The sequence below is a fragment of the Ruegeria sp. CG8 genome (assembly GCF_056537165.1).
The window spans coordinates 160,353-175,824 of record NZ_JBQFRA010000001.1 but is presented as its reverse complement, the minus strand read 5'-3'; the positions used below and the strand labels follow the sequence as shown (position 1 = coordinate 175,824).

At 62.9% G+C, this 15,472-nt stretch carries 10 protein-coding genes; 3 read left to right on the top strand and 7 right to left on the bottom strand.

From position 1 onward, the window contains the following. Positions 1-122: 122 nt before the first annotated feature. Positions 123-3,551: an indolepyruvate ferredoxin oxidoreductase family protein gene (locus tag ACR0EF_RS00800; RefSeq protein ID WP_170371774.1), complete on the top strand. Its 3,429-nt coding sequence runs from the start codon at positions 123-125 to the stop codon at positions 3,549-3,551. On the opposite strand, the gene ACR0EF_RS00795 is transcribed toward ACR0EF_RS00800, so the two are convergent. The 7 genes from ACR0EF_RS00795 to ACR0EF_RS00765 form a co-directional block, all read right to left on the bottom strand. Next, complete coding sequence (locus ACR0EF_RS00795) at positions 3,539-4,270, bottom strand: hypothetical protein (protein ID WP_170364949.1); 732 nt, start codon at positions 4,268-4,270, stop codon at positions 3,539-3,541. The genes ACR0EF_RS00800 and ACR0EF_RS00795 overlap by 13 nt on opposite strands. 54 nt (positions 4,271-4,324) lie before the next feature. Next, entirely contained in the window at positions 4,325-5,629 is a 1,305-nt protein-coding gene (locus ACR0EF_RS00790; RefSeq protein WP_170371776.1) for an NAD(P)/FAD-dependent oxidoreductase, read from the bottom strand. Then, positions 5,616-6,302 carry a TetR/AcrR family transcriptional regulator gene (locus ACR0EF_RS00785; RefSeq protein ID WP_170357062.1) on the bottom strand — a complete coding sequence of 229 codons (687 nt, stop codon included), beginning with the start codon at positions 6,300-6,302 and terminating at the stop codon, positions 5,616-5,618. The genes ACR0EF_RS00790 and ACR0EF_RS00785 overlap by 14 nt, the downstream gene beginning before the upstream one ends. Before the next feature lies 1 nt (position 6,303). Next, complete coding sequence (locus tag ACR0EF_RS00780; protein ID WP_170371778.1) at positions 6,304-7,848, bottom strand: trimethylamine methyltransferase family protein; 1,545 nt, start codon at positions 7,846-7,848, stop codon at positions 6,304-6,306. A gap of 2 nt (positions 7,849-7,850) precedes the next feature. Next, the gene (locus tag ACR0EF_RS00775) at positions 7,851-10,253 is read right to left on the bottom strand and encodes a GcvT family protein (RefSeq protein WP_170371780.1); all 2,403 of its coding nucleotides are present in this window, start codon (positions 10,251-10,253) and stop codon (positions 7,851-7,853) included. Between the two features lie 78 nt (positions 10,254-10,331). Next, positions 10,332-10,961: a glutathione S-transferase family protein gene (locus ACR0EF_RS00770; protein WP_170371782.1), complete on the bottom strand. Its 630-nt coding sequence runs from the start codon at positions 10,959-10,961 to the stop codon at positions 10,332-10,334. A gap of 92 nt (positions 10,962-11,053) precedes the next feature. After that, positions 11,054-11,551 (bottom strand): class I SAM-dependent methyltransferase, encoded by a 498-nt coding sequence (locus ACR0EF_RS00765; RefSeq protein WP_170371784.1) that lies wholly within the window; start codon positions 11,549-11,551, stop codon positions 11,054-11,056. Between the two features lie 231 nt (positions 11,552-11,782). On the opposite strand from ACR0EF_RS00765, the gene ACR0EF_RS00760 reads away from it, so the two are divergent. Next, on the top strand, positions 11,783-13,555 hold the full coding sequence (locus tag ACR0EF_RS00760; protein WP_170340386.1) for an ABC transporter ATP-binding protein: 1,773 nt from the start codon (positions 11,783-11,785) through the stop codon (positions 13,553-13,555). Further along, the gene (locus ACR0EF_RS00755) at positions 13,548-15,461 is read left to right on the top strand and encodes an ABC transporter substrate-binding protein (RefSeq protein ID WP_170371786.1); all 1,914 of its coding nucleotides are present in this window, start codon (positions 13,548-13,550) and stop codon (positions 15,459-15,461) included. Before ACR0EF_RS00760 ends, ACR0EF_RS00755 begins: the two co-directional genes overlap by 8 nt. Positions 15,462-15,472 lie beyond the last annotated feature (11 nt).

Here is a 15,472-nt window from a genome sequence, read left to right as displayed (position 1 = left end):
CTTCTTAGGGTTTTTCGGCAATTTTTTTCGAAACCTTATCAAGCTTGCGGACCCATTGGCACAACATTTCGCAAATACCGAACTACAGTTGTTCAATCTCAAAGCCAATTTAGGTCCAAGCCATGAGCCGCCACGACAGCACTCTTCGCACTTATCAACTCACAGACCGGTACGAACAGACCGAGCGTCGCGTATTCCTGACCGGCACGCAGGCGCTGGCGCGCATCCTGATGGATCAGGCGCGGCGCGACCGCGATGCCGGGCTGAACACGGGCGGGTTCGTCTCGGGCTATCGCGGCTCGCCCTTGGGCGGGCTGGACCTGGAGCTGTGGCGCGCGCGCGAACGGTTGAAATCCGACCGCATCACGTTCATGCCCGCCGTGAACGAAGATCTGGGCGCAACCGCCGTTCTGGGCGCACAGCAGGCGACGCTGGACCCGCAGTGCGAATTCGAAGGCATCTTTTCGATGTGGTACGGCAAGGGGCCGGGTGTCGACCGCTCAGGCGACGCATTGAAACACGGCAATGCCTATGGCTCGGCGCCCAAGGGCGGCGTGCTGGTCGTGGCCGGCGACGACCATGGCTGCGTCAGCTCCTCGATGCCGCACCAGTCCGACGTCGCCTTCATGGCATGGTTCATGCCCACGCTGAACCCCGCCTCGGTCGAGGAGTATCTGGAATTCGGCGAATACGGCTTTGCGCTGTCGCGGTTCTCCGGCACCTGGGTCGGGTTCAAGGCGATCTCGGAAACCGTCGAAAGCGCCCGCTCGGTCGAGCTGCGCCCCGACCGGCAGTTCATCCTGCCCGAGATCGACCTGCCCCCCGGCGGGTTGCATGTGCGCGCCGCCGACCTGCCCTCGCCCGAGATCGAGACCCGCATCCAACACAAGCTGCGCGCCGTGCGCGCCTTCGCCGAGGCCAACCCGATCGACCGGCGCATCTATGACCTCGACCACGCCAAGTTCGGCTTCGTCACCACCGGCAAGGCGCATCTTGACCTGATGGAGGCGTTGCGCCTTCTGGGACTGGACGAGGCCGCCTGCCGCCGTCTGGGCATCGACATCTACAAGGTCGGCATGGTCTGGCCGCTGGCGCGCCGCAACGCGCTGCGCTTTGTGAAGGGCAAGGCCGAGGTGCTGGTCGTCGAAGAAAAGCGCGGCATCATCGAAAGCCAGTTCAAGGAGTATTTCTATGACTGGCCCGGCGACAAGCCGCACAAGATGGTGGGCAAATATGACAGCCACGGCGAGCCGCTGATCCCCTGGACGGGTGAACTCAGCCCGCTGATGCTGGTGCCGATCGTGGCCGACCGCCTGCACCGGTTCTTCCCCGAAGAGGACCTGCCCGCCAAAGCCAAGGCGCTGACGGACCAGCCGCCGCAACTGATCAACGTGCCCGGCGCGACCCGCACGCCCTATTTCTGCTCGGGCTGTCCGCACAACACCTCGACCAAAGTGCCTGACGGCTCGATCGCGGCCAGTGGCATCGGCTGCCACGTCATGGCCTCGTGGATGGACCGCCACACCGTCGGCTATGCCCAGATGGGCGGCGAAGGCGTGCCGCATGTGGTGGCGTCCAAGTTCAACGGAGGCAAGCATATCTTCCAGAACCTCGGCGAGGGTACCTGGTATCACTCGGGCTCGCTGGCGATCCGGCAGGCGGTCGCGGCCGGGACCAACATCACCTACAAGATCCTCTACAACGACGCCGTGGCCATGACCGGCGGCCAGCCGGTGGACGGCCCGGTCAGCGTGGCCGGCATCGCCCAGGCCTGCCGCGCCGAGGGCGTGGAACGGATCGCCGTCGTCTCGGACGACATCTCGAAATTCCACCACGCGGATTTCCCGTCGGAAACCACGTTCCACGACCGCGCCGAACTGGACACCTTGCAACGCGAGTTGCGCGAGATCCCGGGCGTGACCGTTCTGATCTATGAACAGACCTGCGCCACCGAAAAGCGCCGCCGCCGCAAGCGCGGCACGATGGAGGACCCCAAGCGGTTCGTCTGGATCAACGATCTGGTCTGCGAGGGCTGTGGCGACTGCTCGGTCGAGTCGAACTGCCTGAGCGTCGAGCCGCGCGAAACCCCGCTGGGCCGCAAGCGCAAGATCAATTTGAGCTCGTGCAACAAGGATTTCTCGTGCCTCAACGGATTCTGCCCCAGCTTCGTGACCATCGAAGGCGGCGAACGCCGCAAACGCATGGCAAAGCTGGATCTGGCAAAACTCGAGGACGGGCTCCCCGACCCTGCCCTGCCCCGCCTGGACAAGCCGTTCGAGCTGCTGGTCACCGGCGTCGGCGGCACGGGTGTGGTAACGGTGGGGGCGCTAATCACGATGGCGGCCCATCTCGAGGGGAAAGGCGCCTCGGTCCTGGATTTCACAGGCTTTGCACAGAAATTCGGAACCGTTCTCAGCTATATCCGTTTGGGCGACACTCCAAACGCATTGAACCAGGTCCGCATTGATCAGGGCGCGGCCGATGCGGTGATTGGTTGCGACGTCGTCGTCAGTTCAGCCCCCAAAGCCTCGGCGCATTACCGCAAGGGTACGCGCGTGGTCCTGAACCGGGCGGAAATGCCGACCGGCGATATCGTTCTGCGCCGCGACGCTCAGTTGCAGGTAAAAGCCCGTGAACAGGCCATTCAGAACGTGGTCGGGGCGGAAAACCTGTTCGGTTTCGACGCCAACGCGGTGGCGGAAACCCTGCTGGGTGATGCCGTGTTTGCCAATGTGATCATGCTGGGTTTTGCGTGGCAGCACGGTCTTGTGCCGGTATCGCAAGTCGCGCTGGGTCAGGCGATTCTGCTGAACGGCGTCGCTGTCGAGAAGAACCGTCTGGCTTTTGCAATCGGGCGCAACATGGCGGTTCGTCCGGACGTTCTGGCGCTGCCTTCCGACGACGTTGGTTCAGCAGAAACTCTGGATCAGATGATTGCGGGCCGCACCGCCTACCTGACCGAGTATCAAAACGCGAAATACGCGCAGGCCTACGCCGATCGTATCGCCACCCTCCGCTCGGCGCTGCCGCAGGCTGACGAGACCCTGCTGCGCAGCGTCGCTCGCAACCTGTTCCGCTTGATGTCCTACAAAGATGAGTTCGAAGTCGCGCGGCTGATGACTTCGTACCATTTCGCAAAGGAACTGGCCAACCAGTTCGAGGGCGATTTTGCGGTCCGTTTCCACATGGCTCCGCCCCTGCTGAGCCGCAAAACGGATGCCCGGGGCCGACCGCTGAAAAAGGCGTTCGGACCTTGGATGCAGCCGGTTCTGCGGGGCCTGTCAAAGATGCGGGCACTGCGCGGAACAGCTCTCAATCCGTTTGGCTATCATGCCGAAGCGCGCCTGCACCGCGATCTGCTGAATTGGTACCAGGGGCTGTTGGACCGCCTTGTGGCAGAGTACGGGGATCGGGATACCGAAACGTGGCAAAGCATCCTGTCCTGCGCTGACGAGATCCGCGGTTACGGCCCGGTTCGGATACAAGCGGCCGAGACCGCCAGACGAAAGGTCGAAGACTTGTTGCGCGCGCCGCGCGCTCAGGCCGCCTGATCCAGCGCCGAGGCTTTGTAGGCCGCAAGCCAAGCCGCATCCAGCCGGTCGACAACGGCTGGATTGAACCGGTCTTCGACCTCCCAATACCGGCCGGATGGCACCATGTAGCCCGCCTCGTACTCGGCCTGCAGCAGAGCATCGACGTGTTCAGGGCGCGGCCGGGCCTCGGGGATCTTTTCGGTATGAGAGACGGACGGATAGACCAACCGGCTGGGTCCAACGGACAACCGCACCACGTTGCAATCCTGACGCGCCGCCAGCAGCGCCAGCCGTGCCGATTTCGCCTCGAGCGAACGCAGGGTGACGTCAGCACGCAAGGGATCGGCCGTTCCCTGGCCGTAGAAATGGGTATTGCCCGAGCGCGGATAGACCATGTCGCAGCCAAAGAAGGCAATCACCGATGGTTTGAGAGCGCCCAGCGCCCAGTACCCGGCGGTAAAGGCCATGGTGCCTCCGGCATAGACGAAACCGCCATACGCGTTCTGGATCGGGACATAATCCTGCGCCGTCACGATACGCTGTGTCGCTGTCAGACAGTCGGGACGGTTCTCGGCCGGAAAATCCTCGGGATGGATCAGGAAATCCCAATCTTCGCGGATGCGCCAGGCGTTGTTGATGACCACGATGTGAGTGAACGGCCCACGCGCCCATTCCCGTGCCGCCAGCGCTGCGGGCGCACTTCCCAAGATCAGAACTTTGGTGTCATTCTCCGCCATCCCACACGCCCTTTCTCAGTGTTTCCGGAGAGCTAGCGCATTTGTCCGGCATGGCTAGCCAAGGACGGAAAAACTGCTTGCCTCGTTGATGGGTCGCTTGCGGGAGTAAAAGCCCGCGTCGATGGTGCGTTTGATATGGGGCAGCTCGAATTGCAGGGGCTGGGCGTCGTGATCCGCCCCGCCCTCGCAATACTCGACCAACGCGGCCATCATCTTGCCCGCGATCGGCGCGTTCTTGTACTGGTTCCCGCTGGTGCCGCAGGCCATGTAAAACCCTGGCAGGCTGGACTTGTCATAGATCGGGATCCAGTCGGTCGAGGCGTCGTACAGATCGACCACACCACGCGTTCTGGACGGAATGCCCAGGCTGGGAACGCGCTGCGCGTATCGCATAGCCTGCGTCGTCCACTGGTCGGTGAAGTCGTGGTTGTAGTGCACATCGTCCTCGCACCACTGATGCGGGTCGCAGTCCGGGTCTTCCGAGCCGATCAGGATATGGTTGCCATGTTCCGGCCGGCAGTAGCAGGCGATATCGCCGTCCGATACGATGGTTCCCTGACGCTCGAAATCGAACCCTTCCGGCGCGGGAACGTGGACCACCTCCTGCCGCAGCGGGCGGGTTTCGATGGTCATGTCGTCCAGCACACCCGCCATGCGGTTGATGATCGACGATCCCGGCCCGGCCACGTTGATCACCACCGGCGCGTAAATCTCTTCGCCCGAGGCCAGCCTGACGCCTTTGACTCTGCCACCTTCCTGCAGAATTTCGACGACCTCGGCCCCGGTCCGCACCTGCGCGCCGCGCTGCGTGGCCGCTTGCATCAGGTTCTGCGCGGACAGGGCCGGGTCTGTGACATAACCGGCCTTGGGCCAGAACACCGCCCCCTGCATCCTGCTGCCATTGGGCTGACCAAAGGCTGAATCGTCCATCCGTTTGGCCGGGGCAAAACTGTCCAGAGAATAGATCGGCAGGCGGTCGAGTATCTGTTCGGCCGACCATTCCTCAAACGGGCAATCCAACTCGGCACTGTATTTCATGTGCCTTGACAGGTGGCCGTTGGCCTCGGTTTTCATGACAAGGCAGCCCGTCTCGCGGAACTGCGCCAGATCGGCCCCATCGGGCAGGCCAAGATAGTCGGCCCAGTCGCGCCAGTAATGGTAGCCCTCCCACGCAAAGGCTGTGCCGTCGAAGGTGGAGTAATGCATCCGGATGATCGCGCAGGACCCGGCGGTCGAGCCGTGCCCCACCTGCGCGTTGCGGTCCAGCGACAGGGTCTTCCAGCCGCCCTTGGCCATCTCGAACGCGATGGCCGCGCCGATCACGCCGGTTCCGATGATGATTGCGTCAGGCTGGCTCATGGCTTGATCCTCCCTCCCAACAGCGCTTGGCATAGGCGCTGAATTCCTCGATTTCCTCGGGCCGCGGTTCGACCCCGGTAAAGACGTACAGGTAGTGCGGCACCAGAGACAGGCGCATGGCCAACGGCTCGTTCAACTGCGCCAGATCATAGCCGATCTGCATGTAGTACAGCACGCGCGCACGGGTTTCGGCCTCGACCGCCTCATAGCCATGTCGGGCGAACATGGCCCGCAGCGCGGCCAGGCGGCGGGCATCGGACTGGTCCAGCATCCGCCGCACCTTGCCCGACCGCCGCGCCCAGTCGCGCACGGCAAAATCCAGCGCCGTGTCGAACAGGGCGGTGTTGACCACGCAGCGATGCACGTTGCAGACGGCAGCGGTGATGGTCTCGGCCGGCGCTTCGGCCTGCGCGATCAGGGCGGCGGTGTTGGTGGCCTGCCAGCGATCCAGCAGCGCGTCCAGCAGGTGCTGCCGGGATTTGAAGTACCAGTAGAAGGACGACCGCGACACCGCCATGCGCTCGGCCAGGTTCAGCACCTTGACCTGCTCGACCCCATCCGAGATCAGCACGTCCATCGCCACGTTCAACCAGTCGTCGCGCGTGACCTTGACGTTGCCGACCAGAGGCTCGGCCTTGGGGTCGTCACGGTGCAGGATCGGTTTGCTGTTCATATCAACTCTCCGGCGGCGCGCCGCCCTCGGCGGTTCGGCGGGCAATGAAATCACGCATTGCGTCCAGCCCCGGCTGGTCCTGCGCGGGTGGTTCGAAATTGTTCAGGATGTCACGCCAAACCGCAGTTGCCCGGTGGTTCGCATCGACCGATCCGCGTTCGGTCCAGGTGCCGAAATTGGCATAGTCATGCAGGTGCGGTTCGTAGAATTCGGTGGTGTAGCGCTCCATCGTCTGGCTGGCGGCAAAGAAATGGCTGCCGGGCTCGACCTCGCGCAAGGCAGTGTCAAACCCGATCTCGGCCGAACCCGCCTGAGCCCCGGCGCACAGCTCGGCCACCATGTTCAGCACCTCGGCATCGCAGACCAGCTTTTCGAAGGACACGGTCAGCCCCCCTTCCAGCCACCCGGCCGAATGGATGATCACCGTGGCCCCCGCCATCAGGCAACCCCACAGCCCGAACTGATTTTCATTGGCGGCCTGCACGTCATTGGCGTTCGAGGCCGACCCGGCCGCCGACCGCCACGGCAGGCCCAGATGGCGCGCCAGTTGCCCCGCCGCCAGCGAGGCCTGGAAATGCGAGGGCGTGCCAAAAGCCGGGGCGCCGGATTTCATGTCCACGTTGCTGGTGAAGGTGCCATAGCAGACCGGCGCGCCGGGTTTTGCCAGTTGGGTCAGCGTCAGGGCCGCCAGCGCCTCGGCATGAGACAGGGTGATCGCGCCCGCGACCGTGATCGGCGCCATCGCCCCCATCAGCGTGAACGGCGTGATGATCGACATCTGCCCGTGACGGGCAAAGTCGATCAGCCCCTGCGCCATCGGAATGTCCAGCGTGCGCGGGCTGTTGGTGTTGATGATCGTGTAGCAATGCGGCCGGGCGCGGAACTCGTTGTCGGACAGGCCCCGCGCGACGGCCAGCATCTGGAAACAGTCCATCACTTGCGGCGTGCCGCGCGAGAAGAAGAACGGGAACTTGTCGGTCAGCTCCATCTGCGCCTGCGTGGTGAAATAGTGGCGCAGGTGGGTCGGCACGTCCTGCGGCTCGACCTGCGGCGAGATCATCTGGAACACGTCAAAATGATGAGTGAGTTTCAGGAACTCGAGGTAATCCTGCCCGCTGGCCGGGCGGCGGCCGCGTTCCAGATCGGTGGCATTGGGCGCCCCTGCGCCGGGCTGGAAGACAAGGCTGCCCAGTTCCAGCGTAAAGTCGCGATGCCGCGCCCCGGCCCGGCAGGCGATGGACTTCGGGGCCGAGGCCACCGCGGCCTCGACCAGATCGCGGCCGATGAACACCATTTCGCTGTCTTCATCCACCCGCGCGCCTGCAGCGGCAAAGAGACGCCGCACCTCGGGCAGCAGGACCTTGACGCCCAGTTCCTCAAGCGTGCGCAGAGCGGTTTCGTGCATGTCGGCGATCTGGTCGGCGGGAAAGACCTCCATCACCGGAAACGGGTTGCGCAATTGGCGGTAATTCACGTCCCGACGGGTGGCGGGAGCGGCCTCCGCCCCCCGCCCCCGCCGCCGGCCTTCTCTGCCCCGCGCCGCCACGATCAGCCCCGCATCGCTTTGCCCTCAGGGTCATAGGGCGACGGCGCGATCACCCGCGCGGGCCGCTCGACCCCGACCACATGCACCGACAGTTCGGTGCCCGGCTGCGCTTTGTCGCGGTCCACCAGCGCCATGGCCAGCGACTTGCCGATATAGTGGCCATACCCGCCGGAGGTCACGAAGCCCACGCGCTGGTCGCCGGCCCAGACGGGTTCATACCCGCTGGCATCCGCATCCAGCGCGTCGACCTCGAGCGTCACCTGAACCTGCGCCGGGCCGTTGCCCTCACGCTCGGCCAGTGCCGCGTCCTTGCCCACGAAGTCCTTGTCCCAATCGATCCAGCGGTCCATGCCGGTCATGCCGGGGGTGTAGGCCTGGGTGAACTCGGCCGACCAGATGCCAAAGCTTTTCTCAAGCCGCGTGGACAGCATCGCGTTGAACCCGCATTCGCGGATGCCTTCGCTGGCTCCGGCCTCGAGAAGCGCGCGACGCAGGGCGATGTGGTCGCCACAGCGGCAGTTGATCTCATAGCCCTTTTCGCCAGTCACCGACATGCGGGCCACGCGGGCGCGCACGAGGCCGATGTCATAGGCACCGCAGCCCATGAATTTCAGGGCTGAGATATCCTGCTCGGCCAGTTTCTCGACCACCGCCTGTGATTTCGGGCCAACCAAGGCAAAGCCGCAGACCTCCTCGCCCAGGTCGCGAACGGTGACTCCGTCGATCATGTGATCGTCGAACCAGCGCATGTGCCAGGCCCGCAGGTAATAGCTGCCCATGATCCACCAGGTGCCGTCGCCCCAGTTCAGAACCGTCAGGTCGCCCTTCAGCCGCCCGTTCTCGCCCAGCATCGGTGCCAGTTTCGCGCGGCCCAGTCCCGGCAGTTTCGAGGCCATCACCTTGTTAAGCCAGATTTCCGCATTCGGCCCCGAAACCTCGAACCGTGAAAACCCGGTGATGTCCATCAGGCCCACGCCTTCGCGGATGGTGCGGCATTCCTCGGCCACGATGTCGAAGGCGTTCGAGCGTTTCAGGGTCGGCGTTTCCTCGAACCCTTTGGGCGCGAAATAGAGTGGCACCTCGAGATCCCAGCTGACGCCCCATTTGCAGCCTGCCTCGGTCATCGCGTCATGGGCCGGCGACATCTTCAGAGGGCGTCCGGCGGGCAGTTGCTCGTTCGGATAGGTCATCACGAAACGGCGGGAATAGAACTGGCCCGTCGTCTCGCGGATATAGCGCTTGTTCTGGGCAAAGTCGCCATAGCGCGCCACGTCCATCGGCCAGGCGTCGGCCTCGGGCTCGCCATGGATCATCCATTCGGCCAGCGTCTTGCCGACGCCGCCGCCCTGCAGGAATCCGGCCATCACCGCGCAAGCGGTCCAATAGCCCCGCTTGCCCGGCACCGGACCGACCAGAGGGTTGCCGTCCGGCGAGAAGGTGAAGGCACCGTTCACCCATGTCTTGATGCCCACGTTCTGGATCGCCGGATAGCGTTCGAAGCCCAGCGTCAGTTCGTTCTCGATGCGGTCCAGCTGCTCCTGAAACAGCTCCTCGCCATAATTCCACGGCGCGCCGTCCATAGCCCAGTGTTCGTGATCGACCTCGTAGATGCCGACCAGAACACCCTTCTGGTCCTGCCGCATGTAGGTGAAGCCCTCGAGATCCACGGTCATCGGCATCTCGAAATCGGCCGCTGCGACCTCGGGCACCGTGTCGGTGATCAGGTAATGGTGCTTCAGTGGCGACACCGGCAGTTCGACCCCTGCCATGCGCCCCACCTGCTTGGCCCACAGGCCGGCGGCGTTGACCACATGCTCGCAGGTGATCGTTCCCCTGTCGGTCACCACCTGCCAGCCATCGGCGGTCTGGATCAGTTCCTCAACCTTGGTTTCCTCGTAGTATTCCGCCCCGCGTTTTTTGGCTGCGGTGGCATAGGCCTGCACGGTGCCGGTGGTGTCGATGTAGCCCTCCCGGTCGGCCCACATCGCGCCCAGAATGCCGTCGGTGGACATGATCGGGCAGCGTTTCTGCGCCTCTTCCGGGCTCAGCAATTCGCAGTCGTCGATGCCAATGGACTGAAAGATGCGGTAGTTCGCCTGCAACCACTCCCACCGTTCGGGGGTTCCGGCCAGCGTCAGGCCGCCGGTCATGTGCAGGCCGATATTCTGGCCCGATTCCTTCTCGATCTCGCTCAGCAAGTCGATCGTGTAGGCCTGCAGCGCCGCCATGTTCGGATCGGCGTTCAGCGCGTGGATGCCCCCCGCCGCGTGCCATGACGACCCCGAAGCCAGCCGCCGGCGTTCCAGCATAACCACATCCGGCCAGCCGAACTTGGCCAGATGATACAGAACCGAGGCGCCGACGACGCCACCCCCGATGACTACAACGCGATACTGCGATTTCATCCCGACCTCCCCTGGACGATTCCCAAAGGACGCTAGGGGTACTGTTCACTTCTGTCTAGACATTTCTGTACAGTGCTGTCAGGCGCTGGCGCTGGGTCGCGCCTGCACGCTGTCGAACCAGGCCCGGGTTGCCGTGTTGCCCTCGGGGATGCGCATCTTGATGACACGGGCGAAATCCACGAACACGAAGGTCGAGATATCGGCCAGCGAGAACGCCTCGCCCGCGATGAAGGCGCTGTCTTGCAGACGTTCTTCGAGCAGGTCGAAGAACGCTCCGACGCGCGCGAGGCCGCGTTCGGCCAGTTCCGGGATCTGCGCGTGGTTCTGCGGTCCGGGGATGGCGCGGTCCTTGAAGGCCGGATGCGTGTTGCGCAGCGCGTCTGCGATGGGCGCCCCGCCCTGCTGTTCGACGATCGCGTTCCACATCAGCACCAGCCCTTTCTCGTCCGGCGTCCGCCCCATCAACGGAGGCTCGGGGAAGCGCGCCTCGAGATAGGCAGCGATGCCGAGGTTCTCGGTCAGAACGGTCCCCTCGTCGGTGACCAGAACCGGGATGGTGGTGCGGGGATTTACCTGGCGAAACGCCTCGCTCATTTGCTCGCCCTTGGCGATCGAGATGTCGCGGGTTTCGATCTGCAGCCCTTTTTCGGCGATGAACATCCGGGCACGGCGCGGGTTCGGGGCGGTCGAGCAATCGTAAAACAGCATGGGCGGTCCTTTGCGTGAACGTCACGCGAAGGTTAGACCGCCCGCCGTGCCGGGATCGAGTCCCCACACAAAGTGACCCTGCGGAACGCCGCCTAGCGCCGGTAGATGAAGCAGCGACCCGGAACCGCATCTGCGGGAAGGGGCTGTTCCGTCAGCGTTTCGAAATACATCCGGTCGCTCGAGACCATCAGCCCGCCCTCGGCCAGCAGCGGTTCGATCAGGGGTGAAACGAAGCGGGCGAAGGCATCGTTCTTTTCGCGGTTGTGGCCGCCCAGATCGGCATGGATCAGGCTGGCGGTCGCGCCGAACCGATCCAGCGCGGCGGGCAGAGTCTCGCGCACGTCGCCCAGGATCAGACGATCTTCGGGCGGGGTGGAATCGGGGTGCGAGGCCACCGCGCGTTCGAACACATAGACGGGTCGGTTGCGGATCCGGTTCATCATGTGATGATAGGTGCGCCCGTTTCCCAGACCCAGTTCGAACACCGGACCGGCCAATTCGGCCGTGTCGGCAATCGCGAAATCCAGACATGCCCGCTGCGAGACCATGCGATCAATGAACAGATCCAGTCGGCTTTGCGCGTCGGACATTGCGAAATATCTCCCTGATACTTTAAAGACCACCGATCGCGGCCAATCGCGGCTTTGATGACAAAAACTCAAGACTTTGTGTAGGCACAATGCACTGTTCGTCACGTTTCCGCGACATTTCAGCCCAAGAAGGTATTTGACTAGTCGCCCCCAAGCGCGCGAAACTGCGTCAAAAAAACCAGGGAGTTCAAAACCAATGTCACGTGGTGGCCACACGGGTGGAATGCCCGCATGACGGCCTTGTTGTCTGTCCGAGACCTGAGCATCGGTTTCGGCGCCGGGGAGCCCGTCGTCAGAGATGTGAATTTCGATGTCGAGGCCGGGCAAACGCTGGCATTGGTCGGGGAATCCGGGTCGGGCAAGACGATCTCTTGCCGGGCGGTGCTGCGCATTCTGCCCAGAACGGCCCAGATCCGCAGTGGCGTAATGCAGCTGAACACCTCCAAGGGCAGCGTCGCGCTGTCCGAAATTTCCGAACGTGAGATGCGTGGCATCCGCGGCAATCGAATTTCGATGATCTTCCAAGAACCTATGCGGTCGCTGTCTCCGTTGCACAAGATCGGCAACCAGGTCAGCGAAGTTCTGTGGCTGCATCGGGGCGCCTCCGAGTCTGAGGCCCGCAAGGAAGTGCTGTCGCAGTTCGAACGCGTGGGCTTTCCCGATCCGGCGCGCGCCTATGACTCGTATCCGTTCGAACTTTCGGGCGGCATGCGTCAACGCGCGATGATTGCGATGGCGATGGTGTCCAAACCGGAATTGCTGATTGCCGACGAACCGACAACTGCGCTGGATGTGACGACCCAGGCTCAGGTGCTGGGCCTGATCAAGGATCTGCAGAAAGAAACTGGTATGGCGCTGGTTTTGGTGACGCATGACCTGGGCGTGGTCGCCAATATGGCCGAACAGGTCGTCGTCATGCACAAAGGCCGGGTGATGGAAGCGGGTTCAGCCGAGCTGATCCTGAATGCTCCGGCCCATCCCTATACCCGCCAACTGTTTGATGCGGCCCCCGAGATCCCGGACAAGGAAGCCGTGGGAATTCCGATGCCGGACGAGGATCTGATCCTCGATATGAAGGATGTGTGCAAGACCTACACGATGCGGTCGTCGCGCGGTTGGAAAGCGGGCAAGCTGATTTATGCCTGCCGGGGCGTCGACCTGAAACTGGCCCGCGGCAAGACGTTGGCCGTAGTCGGCGAAAGCGGATCGGGCAAGACCACCGCGGCCCGGATCGCGCTGGGGGCCGAGTTGCCAGACCCGGGCGGCGAAGTGCTTTTTCGCGCCGCGCCGGGCGAGGACCCGATACGCGTCCACCAGATGACCCGCGAGGAGCGCACGGCGTTTCAGCGCAAGGCTCAGATGGTGTTTCAGGATCCCTACAGTTCTCTGAGCCCGCGCATGCGCATTCAGGATGCGATGACCGAACCGCTGGAGATCCACAATATCGGTACGACGGCCGAGCGCCGCGACAAGGCCGCTGAGATGCTCGAACGCGTGGGATTGAACGCCGGGATGCTCAAGCGCTACCCCCACGCTTTCTCCGGCGGTCAACGCCAACGCCTGTCAATCGCCCGTGCGATGATGCTGGATCCGTCCCTGATCGTCTGCGACGAGCCGACATCGGCTTTGGACGTTTCGGTCCAAGAGCAAATCCTGACCCTTCTGGAAAGACTGCAGGACAGTCTGAACCTGTCCTATCTTTTCATTTCTCACGATCTGGCCGTGGTCGCCCGTATCGCGGACGAGGTCGCGGTCATGCGCCAGGGGCTGGTCGTCGAACAGGCTCCACCCGAGACGTTGTTCTACAACCCGCGCCACCCCTACACCAAGGCTCTGATTGCCGCACAACCCGAACCCGATATCAATCGTCCCATCGATCTGAAGCTGGTCGCCCTTGGCGCCGGGTCTCCGGACAGTTGGGATGACGCCTTTAGATTTTCTGACACCATGATACCTTCACTCGTGGAAATGGAGCCCGGCCATAAGGTACGTTGCCATGTTTAAGACCACTCGATTCAAGTTTCTGGCCGCCGCGCTGACGCTGGGCGCGGCGCTGTCCGCCTGGGCCGACACCCTTCCCGACCTGCAGGAAAGCACGTTCTGGAAAGCCGAGGTGGACATCGGAAACCTGCCCCCGGTGCAAGATCGCATCCCGCAGGAACCGCTGATCGTCGACCTGTCTTCGAAAGGGCGCGAATTCGGCAAACAGGGCGGAACCCTGCGCACGATGGTCACCCGGTCCAAGGATATCCGGCAGATGGTGGTCTATGGCTACGCCCGACTGGTGGGCTTCGATGCCCAGTACAATCTGGTCCCCGATCTGCTGGCGTCTTACGACAACGAAGAAAACCGCAAGTACACTCTGCACCTGCGCAAGGGGCACAAATGGTCGGACGGCACACCTTTCACCTCGGAAGACTTCCGATACTGGTGGGAAGACGTGGCCAACAACGAGCTCCTCAGCCCGTCCGGCCCCCCAGATTTCCTGCGGGTTGAGGGCAAACTCCCCACTGTCACGTTCCCGGACGAAACGACGGTGATCTACGAATGGGACGACCCGAACCCGAACTTTCTGGCCTCACTGGCGCAGGCGCGACCACCATTCATCTACCGCCCTGCTGCGTTCCTGAAGCGTTATCATGAGAAATATGCCGACAAGGAAAAGCTGGACTTCGAGGTCAGTGACGCACGTGTCAAAAGCTGGGCCGCCCTGCACAACAAGCTGGACAACCTCTACAAGTACGACAATCACGAACTGCCCACTCTGCAGCCTTGGCTGAACGCGAGCTCGGGCAAGAAGATCCGGCACAATTTCGTCCGCAACCCCTATTACCACCGCATCGACTCGAAGGGTTTGCAACTGCCATACATCGACGTGGTCGAGATGGAGATCGTTGCTCCCGGCCTGGTGGCGGCCAAGGCCAATGCCGGTGAGACCGACCTGCAGGGTCGTGGGCTTGATTTTCGGGATGCCTCGATCCTGAAAAAGGGCGAAGCCAACGGAAATTACAAGACGCTACTCTGGAAAACTGGTGTTGCGTCACAGATCGCAATCTACCCCAACCTGAATTTCGAAGACGAGGTTTGGCGCAATGTGCTGCGCGATGTCCGTGTCCGACGCGCTCTTTCGCTGGCCATCGACCGGCAGACCATCAACCAGGCGCTGTACTTCAAACTGGCGCATCCGGCCGCCATGTCCGTTTTGCCTGCCTCGCCCTTCTACCGTGAAGAGAATGCGCAGGCGTGGGCGCAATACGACGTCGCACAGGCCAACGCCCTGCTGGACGAGGTCGGGCTGACGCAGCGCGACAAGAACGGCATACGCCTGTTGCCGGACGGCCGCCCCATGGAGCTGGTGATCGAAACAGCCGGAGAACGCCAAGAGGTCGAGAACGCGCTGCAGATTGTGACTGATACGTGGCGGGAAATCGGGGTGAAACTGGTCATGCGTCCGCTTGACCGCGACATCCTGCGCAACCGTGTTTTTGCCGGCAATACGATGGCTTCGGTCTGGTATGGCTGGGATGATGGCATCCCGCAGCTGCATACGTCACCGGTTTATCTGGCCCCGACCGACCAGGTGTTTCTGGCCTGGCCAAAATGGGGGCAACACTATCAAACCGGCGGCGAAGCTGGCGAGCCGCCCGATCTGCCCGAAGCCCAGCGCTTGCTGGAGTTGAACCACATCTGGGAACTTGCAAAAACCGAGGATGAACGCCGGGCGGTCTGGGAGGAGATGTTGAAGATACACGCCGACCAGATCTATGGCATCGGAATTCTGAACGGCGCGCCCCAGCCGATCGTGGTTTCAAACCGTCTGCGCAATGTTCCCGAACAGGCCATGTGGGCGTGGGAACCCGGCGCGCATTTCGGAGTGCACCGCCCAGACGAATTCTTCTTCGCCGACTGACAGGAGCGGAT

Coding starts and splice junctions, on each gene's coding strand:
- ACR0EF_RS00800 (WP_170371774.1), top strand. CDS start 123: ATGAGCCGCCACGACAGCACTCTTCGCACTTATCAACTCACAGACCGG.
- ACR0EF_RS00795 (WP_170364949.1), bottom strand. CDS start 4,270: ATGGCGGAGAATGACACCAAAGTTCTGATCTTGGGAAGTGCGCCCGCA.
- ACR0EF_RS00790 (WP_170371776.1), bottom strand. CDS start 5,629: ATGAGCCAGCCTGACGCAATCATCATCGGAACCGGCGTGATCGGCGCG.
- ACR0EF_RS00785 (WP_170357062.1), bottom strand. CDS start 6,302: ATGAACAGCAAACCGATCCTGCACCGTGACGACCCCAAGGCCGAGCCT.
- ACR0EF_RS00775 (WP_170371780.1), bottom strand. CDS start 10,253: ATGAAATCGCAGTATCGCGTTGTAGTCATCGGGGGTGGCGTCGTCGGC.
- ACR0EF_RS00770 (WP_170371782.1), bottom strand. CDS start 10,961: ATGCTGTTTTACGATTGCTCGACCGCCCCGAACCCGCGCCGTGCCCGG.
- ACR0EF_RS00765 (WP_170371784.1), bottom strand. CDS start 11,551: ATGTCCGACGCGCAAAGCCGACTGGATCTGTTCATTGATCGCATGGTC.
- ACR0EF_RS00760 (WP_170340386.1), top strand. CDS start 11,783: ATGACGGCCTTGTTGTCTGTCCGAGACCTGAGCATCGGTTTCGGCGCC.
- ACR0EF_RS00755 (WP_170371786.1), top strand. CDS start 13,548: ATGTTTAAGACCACTCGATTCAAGTTTCTGGCCGCCGCGCTGACGCTG.